The following is a 21,617-nucleotide window of genomic DNA, read 5'->3' as shown; positions in this document are numbered from 1 at the left end:
GGGCTTCACTCCGGCATTTCGCTGATCGTCCAGTAGGCGTGGACGGTGCGCATGGTGTCGACGAAGCGCTGGTAATCAACGGGTTTGCGGATGTAGCCGGCGATGCCGAGATCGAAACTCTCGACCTTGTCACGCTGTTCCTCGGAAGTGGTGAGCACGATGACCGGTATGCGGCGCAACGGATTGCCCTCGGTCTTCACGATGCGCAGAAACTCGATTCCACCCATCACCGGCATGTTCAGATCGAGCAGGATCAGGCATGGGCGATCGTTGCGCGCATCGCCGAGCCATGCGAGTGCGGCCTCGCCGTGCTCGGCGTGAGCGATCGGGTTCGTGATGTGCAGTGCCTTCAGCGCGCGCCGTACGGTCATCGTGTCTATCAGATCATCCTCGACCAGCAGGATGGGCTTGGCGTCGGACTTCATGCGTCGTGTCCTCCTCTGGCAGCGGGAGTGGCGGATTTTGGCAGTGTGAAGTGGAAGGTGGCACCCGCACCGGGCTGCGATTCTACCCAGATCCGACCGCCGTGCAGCTCGATGATCTTGCGCACCAGCGCGAGGCCGACGCCGGTACTCTCCTTGCGATCGCGAGGTGCAAGGACCTGGAACAGCTGGAAAATACGCTCGTGATGGCGTGCTTCGATGCCGGGGCCGTCATCGGCGATGCTGATCTGCCACTGCTCGCCCAGATCGGTGCAGTAGATGCGGATCCTGCACTGCGGCTTGTCGCGATGCGCGATCGCGTTGCCGATCAGATTCTGCAGCACCTGCTGCATGCGCGTCGGGTCGACCGCGACGACCGGGAGCTCGCCTTCGATGTCGACGGTGATTCCGGGCGGCGGCGCGAGCAACTGCAGGGTCTGGTTCACGAGCGCGGACAGATCGACCGGCGAATGGGTCTGTGCGGTTCGCCCCACACGCGAGTAGGCGAGGATGCCATCGATCAGGGCATCCATGCGCAGGACGCGGTTCTTCATCAACCCCAGATACTCGCGCCCCTGCTCGTCGAGTGCGGCCGTGTAGTCGGCGAGCAGCCAGTCGGCCAGCGAGCCGATGCCGCGCAGCGGTGCCTTCAGGTCGTGCGACACCACGTAGGCGAAATTTTCCAGTTCGCCGTTTGCACTGCGCAGTTCGGCGATCAGGGACTGCCGACGCTCCTCGCTGGCGAGTCGTTCGCGCGTTTCGCGATGAATGCCCGCGTACAGCGCGGCGAGTGCGGCTGCGACCAACAGCAGCAGCAAGCCGAGCATCGACAGCGTGTGAGTGGCGCTGCGTTCCGTCGACCGCCGCTCTGCGGCGATCTGGTGGCCGAGTTCGGCCTGCATCGCCACGATCATCGCGAGTACCCGCTCCATCTCGGCGCGACCGGGTCCTGCAGCAAGCTGGCGACGTCCGGCCTCCGCGCCTTCGTGGCGGTACGCGTCGAGCACTGCATCGAGCATCCGCAGGCGTATGGCGATACCCGTGCGCAACGCCGGCAGCCGTGCCTGCGATGCCGGCATGCCTGCGGTCAGCGTCTCGAGTTCGTCGAGCAGGGCATCCACGCGGACGAGCACGTCTGCGCGCGTATCCAGCTCAACGTCGTCGCCGAGCAACAGCCAGGCGCGCTGGCGTGATTCCGCCTGGTTCAGCAGCGAATAGATGCTTTCCAGCATGTTTACCGCACGTTGCGAACGGTCCAGTGCCTCGCTGGTCGCAATGAACCTCGCTGTGGTGCGATAGAGACTTCCGCCGATGATCGCCAGTACGATCACCGCCAGCACGAAGCCGGCAAGAACCTGCGTTTCGACCCGCCATCGCAGCATGGAATCGCCGCCTCCAGTACGTTGCCGATGCCACATCGAAGCGTCCATTATGCTTTACTGGTCCGACGTATGCCGCCTGACGAGGACTCGTGTCAGCGGTGTCCAACAGGAAGTGCCCTTGTTCGGAAAAGTACGGAGTTCATCATGTACCGTTGGTTGCACCCGTTGTGCGTACTGCTGCTTGCGCTCGGCCTGGGTGGTTGCGGGTACAACTCGCTGCAGAGCGCGGATGAGCAGACCAAGTCGGCGTGGTCGGAGGTTCTGAATCAGTACCAGCGACGCGCCGATCTGGTGCCGAATCTCGTGAACGTCGTGAAAGGATACGCGGCGCACGAGAAGGAGGTGCTGACCCAGGTCACCGAGGCGCGTGCACGCGTCGGCAGCGTCACGCTGTCTGCCGGAACACTCGACGATCCTGCAGCGCTCGCGCGCTTCCAGGCCGCGCAGGGCGAGCTGCACTCGGCGCTGTCGCGCTTGCTGGTGGTTGCCGAGAACTATCCGCAGCTCAAGGCCGACGCGGCGTTCCGTGACCTGCAGGCGCAGCTCGAGGGAACCGAAAACCGGATCACGGTCGCCCGCAATCGCTATATCGCTGCAATCGAACAGTACAACGTCATCGTGCGGCGTTTCCCGGTCAATCTGACCGCGATGCTGTTCGGCTTCGAGGTCAAGCCGCAGTTCGGGGTCGATGACGAGGCCGCGATCGCCCGACCGCCGATGGTCGATTTCGGCAGCGCGGCTCCTGCGGCGCAGGACTGAAGCGTGCCGGCAATCGCGCTGCGTTGGCTGCTGGTCGCGCTGCTGGTCGCGGGGGCGACGTCTCCCGCAGGCCACGCGCTGGTGGCGGTGCCGGAGCTGCAGGCGCGTGTCACCGACCTCGGCGCGATTCTGAGCCCTGTCGAGCGCGACGCGCTCGAAGCGTCGCTGCGTGCCTTCGAGCTGCGCAAGGGCGCGCAACTCGCCGTGCTGATCGTTCCGAGCACCGCACCGGAGACGGTCGAGCAGTACGCGATGCGCGTCGTCGAAGCGTGGCGACTCGGTCGCTCGGGCGTCGACGACGGTCTGTTGCTGCTGGTCGTCACGAGGGATCGAGCATTGCGTATCGAGGCGGGCTACGGGCTCGAAGGCGTGGTGCCCGATGCCGTCGCCCGGCGGGTGATCGACGAGACGATCGTACCCTTCTTCCAGCGCGGTGAATTGGCGGCTGGCATCGACGCGGGCGTACAGCAACTGATGCGGATAATCGACGGCGAGGCGTTGGTGGCGCCGCGACGACCGGACCCACCCGCGAGTCTTCCGGATTGGATGCTGATCCCGTTCTTCGTGCTGCTGTCGCTGGGGCCGGCCCTGCGGCAGCTTTTCGGTCGCCTGGGTGGCGCGTGCATCGGTGCAGGCGCCATGGCGTTGCTCGTCTGGCTGCTGATCGGAGCCGTGACGCCGGCACTGGGGAGCGCGTTGCTGGTGTTCCTGTTCGTGCTGTTGCCGGGAGGCAGCCGTCACGGTCGCTGGTCGAGCGGGGGCTTCGGTCGCGGTGGCGGCGTCAGTGGAGGTGGAGGAGGTTTCGGCGGGGGAGGTTTCAGTGGAGGCGGAGGCGGTTTTGGCGGTGGAGGCGCTTCGGGCAGATGGTGAGTCGCTGGCGACGCGTGCTGCGCCACCTGCTGCTGCCCCCGTGGCATTTGCGGCGCGTCTTGCCGACGACGGCGATGCTGGCGATCGAGGCAGCGATTTCAGCCTCGGAATGCCGTCATCGTGGCCAGATCCGGTTCGCGATCGAAACCAGCCTCGATCCGTGGCAACTGCTGCACGGACTCACTGTGCGGCAGCGGGCATGGCAGGTCTTCGGCGAACTCGGCGTATGGGATACCGAAGAGAACAACGGCGTTCTGATCTACGTGCTGCTCGCCGATCGTGACGTCCAGATCGTTGCTGACCGCGGCATCGCAACGCGGGTTGCACCCGGGTGCTGGGAAGCGATCTGCGTGGCGATGGAGCAGACGTTCGGTCGGGCTGATTTCCGCCGCGGGGCACTGGATGCGATCGCGGCGGTCGGTGTGTTGCTGGAAGAGCACTGCCCGGGAACTGGCAGCAACACGCTGGCTGATGCGCCGGTGGTTCTGTGATCGGCGTGTGTTGCGGGCTGTGCAAATCGTAATCATGCAGGTCATGCCATGACCACATAATGGTGTGGATGGCAATGACAACAGGATGCAGCGATGGATGAGTACGATGTCTGCGTGATCGGTGCAGGTTTTGGTGGTGCGAGCGTGGCGGCGCTGCTTGCGCACTCGGGGCGTCGGGTCGCGCTGCTGGAGAAGACCGCGCGCGCCGGTGGCAAGGCACAGACCACCGAACGACTGGGGTATCGCTTCGAGATGTTCGGCGCGGTGGGTATCCCGGCGCTCAATTCGCGGTTCCATGAACTCGTCGAGCGCCTCGGCATCACGGATCGTGTCCAGTTCGTGGTGCCGCAGGGTGAAATGGCGGCGGTGCGTTACAAGGCACCGGACGGAAGCTGGCGCAGCATGCGTGCACCGCTGATCGCCACCGGCACGCCTGCGGAAATCGCCAATACGAAGCGGGTCTACGGCCTGGACGACGCCGATCTCGCGGCGCTTGGCAACTACTATGCGGCGCTGTTCGCGCTGGACGATGCGGCGCTCGTCGGACTCGAGAGCGTAGGCACATACGGGTGGCTGCAGCAGTTCGGCTTGCATCCGGCGCTCGAGGCGCAGATCTGCATGAACCTGAACACCTTGTTCGTCGCGCCGGTGAACCGCCTCGCCGCGTCGGAAGCCGTTCCGGTATTGCGCGCCCAGGCGCTCGGGGGTGCGGGTCGTTATCACGTGGGTGGCTACGGTCGGGTGGCGGAAGTCTGCGCGGAAGTCGTCACGGAGCAGGGCGGGTTGTTCCGGCCGAAGTGCCGCGCAACGCAGATCGTCGTCGAGGGCGGTCGTGCAGTGGGTGTGGCCACCGCAGACGGCGTGATTCGGGCGCGCAGCGTGATCTCGGGGGCCGGTATCCAGCCGACGATACTTGCACTGGCCGGGCGTGAGCACTTTCCGCCCGACTACGTACGGCGCGTGGAAGCGCTGGAACCGTCCTGGTCGATTGCCGGCTACCGTTATGTGCTCGATGCGCGCGTGTTCGACGCGGCGCTGATCCCGGTCTTTTCCGACCAGAGCTGGCTCGATGATGAACGCTTCGCACGCATGGAGCGCGGTGAGTGGCCCGACGTGCCGCTGATCGCGATCGACGTGGCGTCCGAATTCGACCCTTCGCTGGTTGCTGCACCGGGTCACCAGGTGGCGAACTGCCAGGTGTTCTGCTCGGCGGATCCGGAGTCGACGCTCTGGCGCGAAGCGATCCGGCGCGCCGATGCAGTGATCGGAGAGCTGTGGCCGGATCTGGCCAGGCACGTGCTGCGCAAGGAACCCTACGGGCCGAAGCAGGTGTCCGGGATGAGCCGCGACTCCGTGGTGCCCGGTGCCGGGGGGGAAGCCGTGGGACTGGCGCAGGTGGTCGGTCAGGTAGGTCGATCCAAACCCGATGCGCGTACACCGCTTGCGGGGTTGTATCTGGTCGGTTGCGATGCGGGTGGTACCGGCGCCGGTACCCACCAGGCCGTCGATTCCGGCTTCAAGGTCGCGGCGATGGTGGATGCCGACCTCGGTTGAACGATCGACGGTGCCGATCCACGAATGCGCCGTGACGTAGGTCGGGTTTCAACCCGACGAATGCCGATCCACGAATGCGGCGTGACGTGGGTCGGGTTTCAACCCGACATGAGCCGCTGCGGTCTTTTTGTCGGCATGAATGCCGACCTACGGGCGGGATGCCGCCCCACGTGGGTCGGGTTTCAACCCGACGAATGCCGATCCACGAATGCGCCGTGACGTGGGTCGGGTTTCAACGACATGAACCGCTGCGGTGATTTTGTCGGCATGAATGCCGACCTACGGGCGGGACGCCGCCCCACGTGGGTCGGGTTTCAACCCGACGAATGCCGATCCACGACTGCGCCGTGACGGGGTCGGGTTTCAACCCGACATGAGCTGCTGCGGTGATTTTGTCGGCATGAATGCCGACCTACGGGCGGGATGCCGCCCCACGTGGGTCGGGTTTCAACCCGACGAATGCCGATCCACGACTGCGCCCGTGACGTGGGTCGGGTTTCAACCCGACATGAGCCGCTGCGGTGTTTTTGTCGGCATGAATGCCGACCTACGGGCGGGACGCCGCCCCACGTGGGTCGGGTTTCGTGCCGATCCACGAATGCGCCCCACGTAGGTCGGGTTTCAACCCGACGAATGCCGATCCACGAATGCGCCGTGACGTAGGTCGGGTTTCAACCCGACATGAACCGCTGCGGTGTTTTTGTCGGCATGAATGCCGACCTACGGGCGGGATGCCGCGTGACGTGGGTCGGGTTTCAACCCGACGAATGCCGATCCACGAATGCGCCGTGACGTAGGTCGGGTTTCAACCCGACACGCGTCAAGTCTGCTGACGCAACAACGCCTTCAACGACTCGGCGATCGGCAGCAGGCTCTCCACCGTCGAACGCGTCAGGCGCTGGAAGCGCTCCGCTGCCTTGTCGGTCACGTAGAGGTGTCCACGCTCGTCCTGCTCGATCAGGCCGAGTTCGCACAAGGCCTTCACACGCCGGCGCACCGTCTCGCGCGGGATCCCGGTTGCGTTGCTGATCGACAGGGCATTGCACGGGCGGAGCAGACGCCGCTGCAACTGCGGATCGTTCAGCGCCGATTCCGGCATCTCGGGTTCGCCGCGGCTGAAGAACTGGCCGAGGTTGTGGGTGGCAATTTCGCCCAGCACCAGCGTCAGCAGCATGTCGCCACCGAACTCGTGATACGTCGCGCGCATCGCCGGTACGATGAAGCGCGACAGCATGTACGAAAGCTGGTAGTAATGGTCGGAGAATTCGCGGTCGTCGATCTTCAAGTCACGCAGTCCCGACAGTCACGGAAAAGGCGCAGGCCGCAAGGATGATAGCCAAGCCCCGGCAGGCTGTCGACGCGAGGCCACGGTGCGAGGCCACGGTGCAGCGCAAGCACCGGAGCCCCGTATCGACGAAAGAACAAGGAGCAGGGATATGGTGGTATGGAATGAGCAACTCGAGGACGCGTCCGAGGCCTGGCGACGCTGGTGCCGCACACTGGAAAGCGTCGGCTTGCAGGCCTTGCGCCAGACGATCACGCACGATGAGATCGACCTCGCCGAAGGCCTGCGCCACATGGGCCGCATGGCACGACTGGTGCTGCAGGTGACGATGGAGAATCGTGACTCCGCACACCCGTATCTGTGGCGTTCGCTGGGACCCGATCTGAAGATGGGGGGCGACAATCCGCAGGGCCTGTATCTCGCAGCGCCGATCAACGGCAGCGATACGTTTCGCGTGCATGGCACGCGCGGATCGGCGCGCTGGATGTCGTTTCTGACCGGGCGCACACCGGCTGCCGTCGCTGCCGGCGAGGCAGCGTGGGGGGCCGCGCTGTTCTCACCCGATCTGCAGGTTGGTGAGGATGGGCGTTTCGAGATCATGATTGCCCCGACGCCGCATGCGGGCAACTGGCTGCGCAGTGATGCGTTCAGCGCCACGCTGATGATCCGGCAGTTCTTCGGTACGCCCGACGATGTGCGTCCGATGGACATCCGGATCGAGAATCTCACGCGCGGTGACGAGGCTTCGCCGCTGCTGGTGCTGGATGGTGCGATTGCGGGAATCGACGCCGCTGCCGCGATGTTCGCCGGCATGGTGCCGGCGATGCAGTCGGAGCTGATCGCGAAGGGTACAGCGAAGAACCGGTTCGCGACCGATATCGGCGATCCGACCTCGCGCGCCGGCGGGGTGCCGGGTGGCAACTCGGTGACCGCACGTTGGGCGCTCGAGCCTTCGCATGCGCTGCTGGTCGAAGTGACGCCGCCCACACCCTGTGCCTACTGGGATGCGCAGGTAGGCAACGGCTGGTACGAGTCCTTCGATTACCGTAACCGTTTCAGCGGGCTGACCTGCGAGCAGGCTCACCTGCGCGACGACGGATCGCTCACGCTGGTCGTTGCGCAGGAGGATCCCGGCACGGTCAACTGGCTGGAGACCGCGCATCATCGCGAAGGTCATATCGCAATCCGCTGGCAGCTCAGCGAGGGGAATCTGCCGATTCCGCGTTGCCGCGTCGTCGATGTCACCGCGGTGCGCGAACTGACCGGTCTGCCAACGGTGGATCCGCAGCAGCGGCGTCGCATGCGCCAGGTGCTGCGTACGGCTTTCGACGCGCGCTTTCGCCCCTGAGCGGGTGCGGCAGGTGCGGGCTCGGTCAGGCCCCGCGTGCGGCAGCCGCTTCCCGCAGCACGGCCAATGCTTCCGCGTGCAGCGTGCGGTTGGCTGCCGCGACCACGAAACCGCCGCCGGCCGCGCTGTCGCCATCGCGTCCGCTGACGACGCCTCCCGCCGCCTCGATGATCGGGATCAGCGGCTGGATGTCGTAGGCCTGCAGCCCGCCTTCGATGACCAGGTCGACCTGCCCGAGCGCGAGCAGGCAGTACGAGTAGCAGTCGCCACCGTAGCGCATCAGGCGACAGCGCGCGGCGGCGTACTCGAAATCTGCCAGCTCGGACGGGAACGGGAAGATGCTCGGATGCGTGCAGTACAGAATCGCGTCCGCCAGGCGTGCGTCCTGGCGGGTGTGCAGTTCGCGGCGTTCGCTGCCGTGCTGCATCCACGCGCCATCGGGTGTGCCGACGAAGGTCTCGTCGAGATACGGCTGGTGCATCAGGCCGGCGATGCAGCGCGCGTGCTCGCGCAGGCCGAGCAGGATGCCCCATGCCGGCATGCCGCTGATGAACGCGCGTGTGCCGTCGATCGGGTCGATGATCCAGCTGAAGCGTGAGGTACCTGCGATCACGCCGTGTTCCTCGCCGACCGTGCCGTGGTCCGGGAAGCGTTCGCGGATCGCGTTGCCGATGAAGCGTTCGACTTCACGATCGGCGACCGTGACCGGATCGAAGCGTCCGTTGCCGTCCTTGTCGATCACCTCCAGTGGCTGGCGGAAATACCGCAGCGCGATGCGGCCTGCCTGCGCCAGCAGTTGTTCACCAAACGTGATGGCGTCCCGGATCTCGCCGCTCATCGCCGAATGCTCCCGTGCGTGTGCCTCATGCGCGCAGTGCCTTCGCGAGCATCGGGCTCACGCGCTGCTGCCACGGCGCAGCCTGCTCGATCTGCGCAGCGAGGCGGATCAGCGTCTTCTCGTCGCCGTAGCGCGCGGCGAAATGCGTTCCGACCGGAATCCCGGCTGCGTTCACCGTCAGCGGCAACGTGATCGCCGGTTGCCCGGTACAGTTGAAGAGGGCGCTGAAATCGCTGTAGCCGAGCGCTTCGCGGTAGAAGACATCCTGTTCCATCGTCAGCACGATGTCGTCCACCTTCCAGGGTGCGCGTGCCGCCATCGGCATCAGCAGCACGTCGATGTCTGCCATGAAGCGGCTGATCGCGAAGCCGAGTCGCTGCACCGCCTGGCGTGCCGACTCGTAGTCGAGCGCACTGATCGAGCGGCCCTGCTGGTAGAAGCCGTAGACGATCGGCTCGAGGTCGTCCGGTCCGGGTTCGCGTCCCAGTTCGCGTGCGCGATCGCGGATCGTGGAGCAGACTCCCACGAAGGACAGCACGCCGAAGCTGTCCATGTAGCGCTGGAAGTCGGCTGGCAATTCGGCGTCGAATACCTCGTGGCCCAGCGAGTCCAGCAGCTTGCGTGCGTTCGCGATCGCATCGAGGTTGTCCTGGTGTACGGTGGCGCCGAGCGGGGATCGGCTGATCACGGCGATGCGCAGTCGCCCCGGTTCGCGCTTCAGCTCGTTCACGTAACTGTCTTCGGGCTTCGGTGGCCAGTAGGCAGCGCCGGGTTCGGCGCCCTGCGTGAGGTCGAGCAGCAGCGCGCTGTCGCGAAGCGATCTGGAGACCACGTGTCCGCACGACAACCCTGACCAGCCCTCGCTCTTGTTCGGACCCAGTGGCGTGCGTGCCCGCGTGGGCTTCAGGCCCACCAGCCCGCACATCGCGGCCGGGAAGCGGATCGAACCGCCGCCGTCGGTGGCGTGTGCAGCGGGCAGTACACCGGCAGCGACCGCCGCGGCCGAGCCGCCCGAGCTGCCGCCCGCGGAGTACTCGAGATTCCACGGATTGCGTGTCTTGCCGTACAGCGAGGAGACGGTGTTCGGGATCTGGCCGAATTCCGGTGAGGTGGTCTTGCCGAAGATGTTCAGGCCTGCCGTCTGGTAACGGCGCACCACGGTGCTGGTCTGGGTGGCTACCCGGTCACGGAAGAAGCGTGAACCGTTGCTGGTCACCGTGCCTTCGAGATGGACGCCGAGGTCCTTCAGCAGGAACGGTACGCCCGCGAGCGGGGCGCTGGTGTCGATGTTCTTCAACGCCGCGCGGGCCTCGTCGTAGTGTTTCAGGCACAGCGCGTTGATCGCGCCGTTCACCGCCTCCGCACGGGCGATCGCGAGCTCGAGCAGCTCGGCCGGCGAGACTTCGCGGCGCCTGACCAGCTCCGCCAGCCCGGTCGCATCGTGCTGCATGTAGTCACGCAAGGCCCCTGCCGAGGTGCCGGCGGCGGCAGCACCTGGCGGCACCAGCGCTGCCGCCGCTGCAACGGCGGTGGCGGTGGTGACGAATTCACGGCGGCTGAGGGTTTTGTGCTGGTCGTTCATCGTGTTCTCCGGACTGTGTGCGTCAGGCTCTGGTTCTGTCTGGACCCTGGGCGCCGGGTCGTGTGAATGATGCCCATACCGGCGGTGCGGGTCACGCGCCGGCGTTCATGCCGACGTGCGGCGGGCTACCAGCGTCGCCAACGCGAAACGCTGGCCGTCGGGGTCGCTGCGAAGTGTTTCGGTGTAGTGGAGGATTTCCAGATCCGCGACCAGTTGCGGGAGTTCGCCTGCCGCAACGCGGTGTTGCGGGCTCTGCGGGCCGCCGACGGCTTCGCTGGTCTGCAGGTGCTGCTGGCAGATGAACACGCCGCCCGACGCGAGCAGTAACGGCACGCTGCGCGTGATCGCAGCGTTCACGTAGTGCATCTGGATCACGAGCTGGTATGGACCGGTAGCCGCCGCCAGCCCATCGTCCAGGTCGCGTTCGATCCAGTCGACCTGCGTCCCGGCTGCGGCAGCCGCCTGGCGCGCCTGCGCCAGCGCGACCGCCGAGATATCGAGCGCCTCGACCACAAAGCCACGGCTGGCCAGGAAGATCGCGTTGCGGCCGGTACCGCAGGCGATATCGAGCGCTCTGCCAGGAGAGGCGTGCTCCACCCATTCGCGCAGACATGCGCTGATCTCGCGCGCCGCGCCGGCGGACTGCTCGGCGTAGCGCGCGTTCCATTTCACGCGATCCTGCGAAGACACGGGCGAAGCAAAACCTCGATGGTTCAGACGATGTCCAGATAGCAGTCGGCCGGGTAGAAGTTGCTCTCCTCCGGCTGGTGCGTGTTGTGCCACACCTGCGCGAAGAAAGGATTGCGTTTCGCGACACGGTCGAAGTCCCACGGCGGCGCTGCCTCGTGCGGCGACCAGTGCCCGGCCTTGAGGATCAGGTTCGGTGAGCCGTGGAAGCGCTTGCCTTCGGCGTCGGCCCACTCGAGCCGTGTGCGCCAGTCGCCGTCCCAGTCCGGTGAGACGAGCTTGCCGCCGCGGAATTCCGCCGCCTGGCGCAGATCCGCGAGCTCGAGTCGTGACTTCGTGTGGTCGTAGCCGTGTTCGATCAGGCGTGCGGGCGTGTCCTGCGGCATCGGCGGCATTTTCGCATCCCAGTCCGGTATCGCGTCGTAGGCTTCGTTCGAGCCGTAGAACGCGCGCATGCGCATGTCGTAGCCGTTCTGGCGCCAGAAGCGGGTTCCGGTGCGCGCATCGACCATCTGTGCGAGGACGTTGCGTATGTAGTCGCTGCCTCCGGGCATCGATTCGCCGCGAGCCGCAAGCTCGGCCGCAAGCCCGGCCATGTACTGGCGTACCTGTTCGTAGTGCGCTTCGTTATCGTCGCGCCAGAAGTTCAGGTAGCCGTTCAGCACCGCGCTGTCGGCGAACCAGCCGCAGTGGAAGTTGCGGGTCGCGTACCAGCGTCGCTCGGTCAGCTCGCGGAAGTCACCCCCGCCGACGATCTCGAACAGTTTCCGGCTGTAGTCGATCGCGGCGAAACGGCACGATGGTCCGCCGGCCATGTTGTAGACACGCCCCCAGAAGTCGGAACTCGCGGGCACGTCGAGTGCATTTACGAGGCCGCGACCCGCGTCGTACTTGGTGTTCATTTCCGTCGCCGTGTTGAGCGGCAGATGGAAGTAGATCGGATCGAGCAGCACCGTCATGAATTCGGGAATCGTGATGAAGGTCTGGCGCAGCGACACCCAGTGGCGGATGCCGCTCTCGATCACCGCGCGTTCGCCGCGGATCTTGGTCGTGGCGTAGAAATCGAATACCGATGGCACCATCGGGTCGCCGGTGCGGATCATGTGACGCGGAGGCAGGCGATCACCGTACTGCGCCACCGAGCCCACGTGCACGAAGCGGATGCGCTCGGCACCGTCAGGCTCCGCGCAGACCGCCTTGACCAGCGTTTCGACCGCCTTCGCGTTGACGGCCTCGGCCATCGCCGGATCGTGATCCGCGGCCGGCGCGATGAACGCCATCGGGTTCAGGACCACGTCGATTCCCGAGCAGGCAGCGCGGATGTCGGTCTCGTCGAGCGCATCGCCCCAGACGATCGTGAGGTTGCCACCGTGATAGCGCGCCGTGCCCTTGCCGTCGACGCGGCGCCCTTCGATGTACGGTTCGAACATGGTGATGTTCTTCTCCGACGGCCGCAACAGCAGCACGATGTCGAAGCGATCGCGCCGCTTCCACAATTCCTCGAAGGCAACGAAACCCATCGAACCGGAAGCTCCGGTCAGCAATACCCGCTCGCGTGTCATTGGATTCTCCCGCTTGTTTGGTTTGTTCTGCACAGGGCGGATTCATGATGCGCCGGGGCGATTGGTGGTGCAAGTAGAGCCTTTCTGTCACTGGCCTACGCGTCGGGGTGATCCCGTGAGGGCACACGGTAGAGCCATGTGGCGAGCAGCATGCCGAGCAGCGCCAGCGCTGCCTGCAGCCAGCGCGGTTCGACGAAGAGCACGATCGAGACGGTCAGCGTGGTGCTCATCAGCACGATGGCGACGATCTTGGTACGCCACGGGATACTGCCGTACTCGTTCCACTCGATGATGATCGGGCCGAACAGCGGGTGCGCGAGCAGCCACGCGTGAAAGCGCTGCGAGCCGCGGGCGAAGCAGGCGGCGGCGAGCAGAACGAACGGCGTGGTCGGCAGCACCGGCAGCACGACGCCGGCAATGCCGAGCGCAAGCGCGATCATGCCGAGTGCGATGAATGCGACGCGCATGGCGCGCGATGCGTGCAGTCGAGCGCTCATCGACCTTTACCGGACATGTGCTGCGGTGCCTGCAGCATCTCGGGCTCGATCGCGAGCGAGCGCTGCGCATCGCTGAGGAAAATCTGCCGGTCCTGGATCGTGCACTGCAGGCGCATCGTGCGCCCGACGAACCCGGCAAGCGCGCGTGTCGCCTCGACGGGCAACGTCACGATTTCGAGCTGTGGCAGGCGCCCCAGCGCTTCACGGTTGCGTTCCCACCAGACGTCGACCGCGCGGCCGCCGTAGGCGACTGCCACGATGCGCCCTGCACGCCCGGCGGCGCGGCGCAGCCGTCGCTCTTCCGGCAGCCCGACGTCGATCCACAGCCGGATTGCGCCGGTGGCATCCTTCAGCCACAGATCGGCGTCGTCGTCGGTGGAGATGCCGCGGCCGAACTCGAGTGCATGATCGGCGTGCAGCGCGAATGCGAGCACACGCACCATCAGGCGTTCTGCGGTTTCCGACGGGTGGCACGCAAGCGTCAGCGTGAACGAGTCGTAGACGCCACGATCGACGTCGGCGACGTCGAGTTCGAGGCGATGAATCGTGGACTTGAGTGCCATTTCCCCGGGGCTTCGCGACGGCAGCAGCGAGGCCGCCATGGTAGCCGCGCCGGGCAGGTACCGGAAGGGCCGTCGCAGGTCATGGCTGGCTCTTGAGCCGCGCCGGCGCCGGTCGTATCGTGGCGCGTCTCCACGCAGGGTGAACGGGATGGGCGACGAATCACGACAGTTGCAGCAGGGCCTCGATGCGGCACTGCTGGCTCGCCTCGATGCCGGCACGATCACGATTCCGGTGCTGCCCGCGGTGGCCTGCGCGGTGCTTGCTCTGCTCGACGATCCGCGTGCCGACGATGTGGCGATTGCGAGTGCGATCCGCAACGATCCGGCGCTCGCCGGGCATGTGATGCGGGTGGCGAACTCGCCGTTGCTGCGCGCCGGAGCAGTGATCGTATCGCTGCAGCAGGCGATCGCGCGGCTCGGCATCCGCCGCGTCGGCGAGATTGCGTTCGCCGCCTGTCTGGGGCCGCGACTGTTCACTGCTCCTGCGTACGCGCGGCTGATCGATGTGCTGTGGAGCCGTTCCCTGGCCACCGCGCTGTGGGCGCGCGAGATTGCGCGTCATCTGCGTTCGAACGTGGAAGTCGCGTTCCTGTGCGGGTTGCTCGCTCGCATCGGGCATCCGGTCGTGCTGCAGACGTTGCAGGAGCTGCTGGCCGATGGGGTGGTGGCGCCCGACGAGCAGGCGGTGTCGAGCCTGTTGCAGCGCCACGGGGTGGTTGCCGGCGAGTTGCTGGCGGGCGCATGGCATTTGCCGGAACCGGTTGCGCGGGCGATCGCGCACGTCGATGACTTCACGCAGGCGCAGTCATCCACCACGCTGGTGGCGCTGGTGGCGGTTGCCGATGCGTTTCCCGCGGAGGCCTTGTCCGATGTGACGGCGGTAGCGGCGCGCCTGGCGGAGCACCCGGCGATCGCGACGATCAACCTTTACCGTGCGGATATCGAGGAGTTGCTGTCGCAGTCGGCAACCGTGTTGCAGACGCTGGTGGAGATGCGTGCATGAGTGAGCACACGGTCGATCTGCTGGTGATCGGCAGTGGGCCTGCAGGGCAGAAGGCGGCGATCCAGGCGGCCAAGGGTGGCTGGCGGGTCGCACTGGTCGAAAGCGATCGCCGGCTTGGCGGCGCCTGCGTGTATCGCGGCACCATCCCGAGCAAGACACTGCGCGAGAGCGCGCTGCGCTTGCACCAGGCGCGCCGACTGCCGGGCGTGCAAGGGGTCTCGTTTCCAGCCGGTCAGGAAATGGGTGTGCTGGTCAGCAATCTGCAGAATGTGACCGACGCGCACGATCGCTTCATTCGTGTGCAGCTCGAACGCAACGGTGTGCGCTGTGTGCACGGACGTGCGCGTTTCCTTGCACCGCGACGGGTGCGTGTGGAGGGGTTGCGTGGTGAGGTGGCGGTATGGGACGCCGCGCACGTGATCATCGCGACCGGCTCGGTACCGCGCCAGGCTGCGGAAGTGCCGCTCGATCACGAACATGTGCTCGACAGTGATTCCATACTGTCGATGCTCTATCTGCCGGAATCATTGCTGGTGCTTGGCGGTGGCATCATCGCCAGCGAGTACGCGTCGGTATTCGCTGCCCTGGGCGTGCGGGTGACGATGATCGATCGCTATCCGCGACCGCTGGGCTTCATCGACGGCGAGATCGTCGAACACTTTCTCAGTGCATTTCGCGCTGCAGGAGGCGAGTTCATCGCCGATGCACGCATCGAGGAGGTACGCTGGGACGGCGTTTCGCGGGTGTGGGTGCGCCTTGGCGATGGGCGCCGGTTTGCTGCCGAAAAACTGCTGAGCGCTGCCGGGCGGGTCGCCAACGTGCGAGGGCTCGAACTGGCAGCGGCGGGGCTCGAGCTCACCGCGTCCGGACACCTGCCGGTCGATGCTGCGTGTCGTACGCCAGTGCCGGGAATCTACGCCGTGGGTGATGTGATCGGACCGCCGGCGCTGGCTTCGGCGTCGATGGAACAGGGGCGGCGTGCCAGCGCGCATGCACTCGGAATCGATCTCGGTGCGTTGAACGCCACGATTCCGGTCGGCATCTATGCGATTCCCGAGATGGCGGCCATCGGTGTCGATGAGGCAGCGGCGCAACAGGCCGGCGCCGGGGTGCTGGTCGGACGGGCGCGGTTCGACGAGATCGCGCGCGGACACATTTCCGCCAACCAGGACGGCATGCTGAAGATGGTGACCGATCGCAGTGGCAGGCTGCTGGGTGCGCAGATCGTCGGTGAAGGTGCCACCGAGCTGATTCATATTGCGCAGATGGCCCTGCTCGGCGGTTTCACGGCCAGTGATTTCGTCGAGAACATCTTCAACTTCCCGACCCTGGCCGAAGCCTACCGTGTTGCGGCGTTGCAGATCAGCGCGCAACTCGGCGCAGCGGATGCAAGAGCGCACAGCGAGTGAATCCGTCGCACACGACGCACGTGCCGCGCGCGGCAAGACATCAGTCCGTGGCGGGCAGGGTGTGCCAGGTGCCGGTGCGGTCGCGCACTTCGTGGCCGCATGCAGTCTCGCGCAGGGCGGATTCCGCGATCGGTGCCTTGCCGGCTCCGCCCGGGATGTCCAGCACGTATGCGGGCTGGCAGATGCCCGAGACCCGTTCGTGCAGTGTGCGCACCAGTTCGCGTCCCTCGCGCAGCGTGCAGCGAAAGCGTGCCGTGCCAGGTGCCTTGTCGAGATGGTGCAGGTAGTAGGGTTTCACGCGCGATTCCACCAGCGCACGCAGCAGCGCCTCCAGCGTGGCGGCATCGTCGTTGACGCCGCGCAGCAGCACGCTTTGGGCGAGCAGCGGGATCCCGGCGTCGGCCAGACGTGCCAGCGCCGCACGCGCCTGCGCCGTCAGCTCGCGTGGGTGGTTGACGTGTACCACCATCCAGGTGGCGGCACGTGCAGCGCGCAATGCCGTGCACAGTTCGTGGTCGATTCGGGCCGGATCCACGATCGGCAGCCGTGTGTGCCAGCGCTGGATCTTCACGTGCGCAATCGTGTCGAGGCGCGCCGTGAGTGCAGCGATGCGTCGTGGCGACAGCACCAGTGGGTCGCCACCGGTGAGGATCACTTCCCAGATGTCGGGATGCGCTGCGATGTAGCCGAGTGCGGTTTCGAGCGCTTCGGCGTCGAGCATGCCGTCGCCCCGGGGGCCCACGACCTCGCGTCGGAAGCAGTAGCGGCAGTAGACGGCACAGACGTGCAGCGGTGTCAGCAGGCAGCGGTCCGGGTAGCGATGCACGATGCCGGGACAGGGTGAATGTGCTGTGTCACCGATCGGGTCGGCGTTTTCGTCGGCAAGGGTCTGCAGTTCCCGTGTGTCGGGACGGAACTGGGCGGCGATCGGGTCGTGCGGATCGGCAGGGTCGATCAGCGCCTCCATCGCGGGCGTGATCGCCACCGCGTAGCGCGCCGCGACGCGTTCGAGCGCGCCATCGGTGGATTCCTTGGTCGTGGACATCGGCAAAAAATGGGTGCGTTGGGGCTGTGCAAGGCGCGGATTATCGCCCAAACCGGCAGCATGCGCCGCCATGCGGTCTAGGTTTCGGTGTGCACGTGAGTACGCATGTGCAAGGCGCCGATGCTGGCAGGCAGCAGCATCAGGGTGGTCATCAGGTACGGGTAGTGCGGATCGTACTGGTACAGCCAGGTTCCAGCGACCGGGCCGAGGATGAATCCCAGCGCGGGGATTGCCGTCGCAATGCCGGCCGCCGCACCCTGTTCGCTCGCACTCACCGCGAGGGATACCGCCGCGTTGAATCCCGGACCGCACAGCCCGAGCGCAAACCCCATCAGTGCCATCGTCAGGCTGAACGCAGCGACGGTGTCTGCTGGAGTCAGCAGCGCAAAGGCGAGCATCAAAAGGGGCAGCCCGATGCGCAGCAGCAGCAGTGGCGGTGGCTTCAGCCGTTGCACGATCAGCGACTGCGAGAACAGCGAAGCGCCGGCGAGAATCATCATCGTGTAGCCGTAGGTGCGTGCGGTGGCACGCGTATCGAGCATCAGCGTGTCCTGGATGCGGAACGCGAGCGTCTGCTGCACGATCGCGAAGGCGCTGAATGCTGCCATGCCGAGCAGCAGCAGGGCGCGAAAGCGCGGGTCGCGCAGGCGCAGCTTCACGGCCGGGCCATGGCGGGTGGTGCGTGCTCCGGTGTCGGGGAGGTGGGAGCGGATCAGCAGGGCAGCCACGATCGTGATCAGTGACGCAAATGCCAGCGGCGACAGCAGGCCAAGTACGGCCAGGGTTCCGGCCACTGCAGGGCCGAGGATCGAGCCGATGTTGCTCGCTGCGGCCAGCCGGCCCATTCCCGATGCGCGCGTTTCCGTGGTCGTGATGTCGGCGATGTACGCGGACGTCGCCGGAGCAGTTCCCGACATCACTACCGACTGGGCCATGCGCGTCAGCATGATCAGCATGTACAGCAGCGTGCCACCGAGCACGCCGTGCATGCCGAGTCCGAACAGCAGTGTGAACACGAGCGTCCCCACGCTGTAGCCCCACAGCCCGATCAGGATCACCGGCTTGCGGCCGATGCGGTCGCTGAGGCGTCCCCATGCCCGGCTGGCAATGAAGAACACCAGCGAGGACATCGAGATGATCGAGCCGATCATCACTTCGGTGAGCCCGATTTCACGCCCGAGCGCCGGCAGCAGCGCAAACACCATGCTCTGGCCCATGCCGTGCGCGAATACGCTCGCGTACGGGATGTTGTCGCCCAGCAGTCGCTGCAGCCGTGCGTTCATGGCCGATTCCTGATCCGGAATTGCGGATTCTAGATCATCGTTTGAAATAACCATATGCAGCATCGATATTAGGCTGACCATGCGTTTTTCTTATAATGGCGCCGTTCGCAAACAACTCGGACCGCAGGCATGGGGTTGGCCGTCATCAGGGACACCGTCGCATTTCCGGATATCGCCCGTGCGAACCGGGAGCTGGCGGGTATGCCGGCACAGGATATCGTGCGCTGGGCGCTGGGGCTCGGTTTGCGGCCGTTCATGACCACGAGCTTCGGTCCGAATGCAGCGCTGATGCTGGATCTGGTCAGCAGTGCGGATCCGACGGTGCCGGTGGTCTGGGTCGACACCGGCTACAACCTGCGTGATACCTATGTGGTGGCCGAGAAGCTGATGAAGCTGTTGCCGCTCAACCTGCAGGTGTACACGCCCCGCATGAGCGCCGAGCGTTGGAACGCGCTGTACGGTGGCATTCCGCAGCTCGATGAGGTCGATCTGCACGAGCAGTTCACGCGCAACATCAAGCTCGAACCCTTCGAGCGTGCACTGCAGGAACTGCAGCCCGAGTTGTGGCTGACCGGTATCCGGCGTGACGAAACCGACTTCCGGCGTTCGCTCGACATCGTATCCTGGGATGAGCGGCGCGGCATCCTGCGCGTCGCACCGATCTTCGAGTGGAGCGAGGAAGACGTGGCACGCCATGTCGAGAGCCGCGCGCTACCGTCGTGCCGGCATTACTTCGATCCCACCAAGGTCCTCGACCACCGCGAGTGCGGCCTGCACACGGGACTCTGAACCCTCTTCAGCGTGCACGCCGCGTCTTGCGACCACGGACGGTTCCGGTGCGGGAGCCGGTACGGGTGCGGATGCGGATCACGGCGCGCTGACCGATCTTGCCGCCCAGACGCGAGAAGAAATCGAGCATATGCATCTGCCAGCCGTACTTGCGGCGCAGCGCGCGGTACGCCGTCTGCTCCTCGCGTGGGTCGCTGACGATCACGGCCTGTGCGTCGACCCAGTCGCCAAGCACGCGACCGCGGTGGTCGCACGGTGCGATACGCGCACGTGGTGAATTGCGCAACCGTCGTACCTTGCCGGTTTCGCCCGCGGAAAACACGTAATACGCTCCACGGTGTTCTGCGAACCAGACCGGAGTCTCGACCGTCGTGCCATCACGCTTCCAGGTTGCGAGATTGAGGTAGCGTGCCTTGTCCAGTGTTATTGTCATCTGCCGGTGCTCCCGTGCCGTGTCTGCCTGCCCGAAACCTGCGAGCGACTCTATTGCACGACGTTGTCTGGGCCCCAGTACGCCTTCATGGAAACGATCTTGCCGTCGAGGCCAAACTCGAACACGTCGAGGACCTCGATCTTCATGCCGCCTACATGCACGTCGAAGCAGAAGGCTGCCGAGTTGCCCGCGCAGCGCACGCTGCCGACGCGCTGCATACGTGCCCCGCCCGCGAGGCTGCGGGTGTAGAAACCGGTGATCGCTTCGATGCCGCGGTGCGGTTCGGTGCCGACCGGATCCTCGACCACGGCGTGGTCCGCATAGAGCTTGCTGATTGCAGCTACATCCTGGCGTGTGGCGGCGTCCAGGTACTTGTCGACGATGGCGGTGGCCTGGCTGGCGTCCATCCTGCTGTTTCCTCGTTGTTGCGCTGACCGACGCTTTATAGCCGATCCGTGTGTGTCGACGAAAGAGGGTGGCGACCCGGAGGGCGCTGCTCAGCGATAGATACGCTCGCGCAGCGGGGTCGCGGCCAGTGCCGTCTGTTCTCCTTCCATGCGCGCGACGATCAGTGCTGCAGCGCCATCGCCGAACACGTTCACACTGGTGCGCAACATGTCGAGGATGCGGTCGAACACGAACAGTACCCCCATTGCCTCGACCGGAATGCCCACCATGGTGAGGATCATGCCGATGGCCACCAGTGACGCCGAAGGAACTCCCGCCACGCCGATCGAGGTGAGCAGCGCGCTGATCACGATCAGCACCTGCGTGGTCAGTCCGAGTTCGATCCCGTACGCCTGGGCAAGGAAGATCACCGCCATGCATTCGTAGAGCGCGGTACCGTTCATGTTGACGGTTGCCCCCAGCGGAAGCACGAAACTCGAGATGCGGTTGGAAATTCCCGCCTGGCGCTCCATGCATTCCATCGTGACCGGCAGCGTTCCCGATGAGGAAGCCGTGGAAAAGGCCGTCAGCAGCGCAGGCGACATCGCCCGGTAGAGACGCCATGCGGGGACTGCGGCCAGCAGGCGGATCAGCAACGGCATCGTGACGAAGGCGTGTATTGCGAGGGCAACCGTTACTGTCAGCGCGAACAGCGCCAGCGGGCGTACGGCGTCGAAACCTGTTTCGGCAACCACGCTCGCGACCAGTCCGAACACGCCGAGCGGTGCGAAGCGCATCACCAGCGCGGTGATGTCCATCATCACGTGAAACACGGCGTTCCAGAAGTTGAACAGCGGCTCGGCGTGCTCGTCGCCGGCACGCGCGATGAAGAAGCCGAACAGCAGCGCGAACACGATCAGCGCCAGCATGTCGCTGTTGTCCGAGGCGGTGGCGACGACGTTTTCCGGAACCATGCGTTCGAAGATCGCGACCAGTTCGCCGATCCCGCCATGATTCTGCAGCGACGCGGCCACCTCGGCTCCGTCGGCGTGCAAGGCGAGCTGCTCTCCGACCGGCCTGCCGTCAGCAAAGCCCGGGCGGACCAGGTTCACGCAGGCCAGTCCGAGCAGTACCGCCAGCAGGCCTGTACCCATGTAGATGGCGAGCGTCCTGGCGCCGAGCCGGCCGACGTCTCCTGCGCGCCCGATGCCGGTGATGCCCACCACGATCGACGAGAAGATCAGCGGCACGATGATCATTTTCAGGGCCTTGATGAAGATCGTGCCGAGGAAACCGTACACCGCGTGAAAACGCAGTGGCCCGATGCCAGCCTCGGTGCCGCTCAACCACCCTGCCAATCCGGCAAGCAGGATCGCGATCAGGATCTGCCAGTGCAGTGCAAGCTTCTTCATCTGCGGTGTCTCCTTC

Annotated in this window: 22 protein-coding genes; 8 read left to right on the top strand and 14 right to left on the bottom strand. The window is 65.6% G+C overall.

Annotation, left to right across the window (positions count from 1 at the left end):
* Positions 1-5: 5 nt before the first annotated feature.
* Positions 6-425: a response regulator gene (locus tag H7A12_02735; GenBank protein MCP5319737.1), complete on the bottom strand. Its 420-nt coding sequence runs from the start codon at positions 423-425 to the stop codon at positions 6-8.
* Complete coding sequence (locus H7A12_02730; protein MCP5319736.1) at positions 422-1,354, bottom strand: histidine kinase; 933 nt, start codon at positions 1,352-1,354, stop codon at positions 422-424. The genes H7A12_02735 and H7A12_02730 overlap by 4 nt, the downstream gene beginning before the upstream one ends.
* 594 nt (positions 1,355-1,948) lie before the next feature.
* Here H7A12_02730 and H7A12_02725 point away from each other — a divergent pair.
* The 4 genes from H7A12_02725 to H7A12_02710 all read left to right on the top strand — a co-directional run bounded on the left by H7A12_02725 (position 1,949) and on the right by H7A12_02710 (position 5,478).
* The gene (locus H7A12_02725; GenBank protein ID MCP5319735.1) at positions 1,949-2,563 is read left to right on the top strand and encodes a LemA family protein; all 615 of its coding nucleotides are present in this window, start codon (positions 1,949-1,951) and stop codon (positions 2,561-2,563) included.
* Positions 2,564-2,566: 3 nt separating this feature from the next.
* Positions 2,567-3,433, top strand: coding sequence for a TPM domain-containing protein (locus H7A12_02720; GenBank protein ID MCP5319734.1), 867 nt, complete (start codon positions 2,567-2,569; stop codon positions 3,431-3,433).
* Positions 3,427-3,924, top strand: coding sequence for a TPM domain-containing protein (locus tag H7A12_02715; GenBank protein MCP5319733.1), 498 nt, complete (start codon positions 3,427-3,429; stop codon positions 3,922-3,924). Before H7A12_02720 ends, H7A12_02715 begins: the two co-directional genes overlap by 7 nt.
* 93 nt (positions 3,925-4,017) lie before the next feature.
* On the top strand, positions 4,018-5,478 hold the full coding sequence (locus tag H7A12_02710) for an NAD(P)/FAD-dependent oxidoreductase (GenBank protein ID MCP5319732.1): 1,461 nt from the start codon (positions 4,018-4,020) through the stop codon (positions 5,476-5,478).
* 820 nt (positions 5,479-6,298) lie between these two features.
* On the opposite strand, the gene H7A12_02705 is transcribed toward H7A12_02710, so the two are convergent.
* On the bottom strand, positions 6,299-6,763 hold the full coding sequence (locus H7A12_02705; protein MCP5319731.1) for a winged helix-turn-helix transcriptional regulator: 465 nt from the start codon (positions 6,761-6,763) through the stop codon (positions 6,299-6,301).
* Between the two features lie 151 nt (positions 6,764-6,914).
* Here H7A12_02705 and H7A12_02700 point away from each other — a divergent pair, with 151 nt between their 5' ends.
* Entirely contained in the window at positions 6,915-8,111 is a 1,197-nt protein-coding gene (locus tag H7A12_02700) for a DUF1214 domain-containing protein (GenBank protein MCP5319730.1), read from the top strand.
* 25 nt (positions 8,112-8,136) lie between these two features.
* Here the strand turns inward: H7A12_02700 and H7A12_02695 are convergent, their stop codons facing one another.
* From H7A12_02695 to H7A12_02670, 6 genes are all read right to left on the bottom strand, one after another.
* Positions 8,137-8,949 (bottom strand): inositol monophosphatase family protein, encoded by an 813-nt coding sequence (locus H7A12_02695; protein ID MCP5319729.1) that lies wholly within the window; start codon positions 8,947-8,949, stop codon positions 8,137-8,139.
* A 25-nt stretch (positions 8,950-8,974) separates the two neighbouring features.
* Positions 8,975-10,531, bottom strand: coding sequence for an amidase (locus tag H7A12_02690; protein MCP5319728.1), 1,557 nt, complete (start codon positions 10,529-10,531; stop codon positions 8,975-8,977).
* Between the two features lie 105 nt (positions 10,532-10,636).
* Positions 10,637-11,203 carry a methyltransferase domain-containing protein gene (locus H7A12_02685; GenBank protein MCP5319727.1) on the bottom strand — a complete coding sequence of 189 codons (567 nt, stop codon included), beginning with the start codon at positions 11,201-11,203 and terminating at the stop codon, positions 10,637-10,639.
* 41 nt (positions 11,204-11,244) lie between these two features.
* Positions 11,245-12,780, bottom strand: coding sequence for an NAD-dependent epimerase/dehydratase family protein (locus H7A12_02680; protein ID MCP5319726.1), 1,536 nt, complete (start codon positions 12,778-12,780; stop codon positions 11,245-11,247).
* 95 nt (positions 12,781-12,875) lie between these two features.
* Entirely contained in the window at positions 12,876-13,277 is a 402-nt protein-coding gene (locus tag H7A12_02675; protein ID MCP5319725.1) for a YbaN family protein, read from the bottom strand.
* Complete coding sequence (locus H7A12_02670) at positions 13,274-13,840, bottom strand: YaeQ family protein (protein ID MCP5319724.1); 567 nt, start codon at positions 13,838-13,840, stop codon at positions 13,274-13,276. The genes H7A12_02675 and H7A12_02670 overlap by 4 nt, the downstream gene beginning before the upstream one ends.
* A gap of 148 nt (positions 13,841-13,988) precedes the next feature.
* Between H7A12_02670 and H7A12_02665 the strand changes: the two genes are divergently transcribed.
* Entirely contained in the window at positions 13,989-14,843 is an 855-nt protein-coding gene (locus H7A12_02665; GenBank protein ID MCP5319723.1) for an HDOD domain-containing protein, read from the top strand.
* Positions 14,840-16,252: a Si-specific NAD(P)(+) transhydrogenase gene (gene sthA / locus H7A12_02660; GenBank protein MCP5319722.1), complete on the top strand. Its 1,413-nt coding sequence runs from the start codon at positions 14,840-14,842 to the stop codon at positions 16,250-16,252. Before H7A12_02665 ends, sthA begins: the two co-directional genes overlap by 4 nt.
* Positions 16,253-16,292: 40 nt before the next feature.
* Here sthA and H7A12_02655 read toward each other — a convergent pair whose 3' ends face one another.
* Entirely contained in the window at positions 16,293-17,297 is a 1,005-nt protein-coding gene (locus H7A12_02655; protein MCP5319721.1) for a lysine-2,3-aminomutase-like protein, read from the bottom strand.
* Between the two features lie 77 nt (positions 17,298-17,374).
* Positions 17,375-18,580, bottom strand: a complete 1,206-nt coding sequence (locus H7A12_02650; GenBank protein ID MCP5319720.1) for an MFS transporter — start codon at positions 18,578-18,580, stop codon at positions 17,375-17,377.
* 201 nt (positions 18,581-18,781) lie between these two features.
* On the opposite strand from H7A12_02650, the gene H7A12_02645 reads away from it, so the two are divergent.
* Entirely contained in the window at positions 18,782-19,369 is a 588-nt protein-coding gene (locus tag H7A12_02645; GenBank protein ID MCP5319719.1) for a phosphoadenosine phosphosulfate reductase family protein, read from the top strand.
* Positions 19,370-19,376: 7 nt separating this feature from the next.
* Here the strand turns inward: H7A12_02645 and H7A12_02640 are convergent, their stop codons facing one another.
* The 3 genes from H7A12_02640 to H7A12_02630 form a co-directional block, all read right to left on the bottom strand.
* A complete protein-coding gene (locus H7A12_02640; GenBank protein ID MCP5319718.1) occupies positions 19,377-19,802 on the bottom strand; it encodes a PPOX class F420-dependent oxidoreductase in 426 nt (141 codons plus the stop codon).
* Between the two features lie 50 nt (positions 19,803-19,852).
* The gene (locus H7A12_02635) at positions 19,853-20,209 is read right to left on the bottom strand and encodes a nuclear transport factor 2 family protein (GenBank protein MCP5319717.1); all 357 of its coding nucleotides are present in this window, start codon (positions 20,207-20,209) and stop codon (positions 19,853-19,855) included.
* A gap of 90 nt (positions 20,210-20,299) precedes the next feature.
* Positions 20,300-21,601, bottom strand: a complete 1,302-nt coding sequence (locus H7A12_02630; GenBank protein MCP5319716.1) for a dicarboxylate/amino acid:cation symporter — start codon at positions 21,599-21,601, stop codon at positions 20,300-20,302.
* Positions 21,602-21,617: the final 16 nt, after the last annotated feature.

This window comes from Pseudomonadales bacterium (assembly GCA_024234165.1).
In the GTDB taxonomy this organism is placed as follows: Bacteria; Pseudomonadota; Gammaproteobacteria; order Pseudomonadales; family UBA5518; genus UBA5518.
Note: the sequence above shows the minus strand (reverse complement) of the source record. Positions and strands in the feature narration are given on the sequence as shown.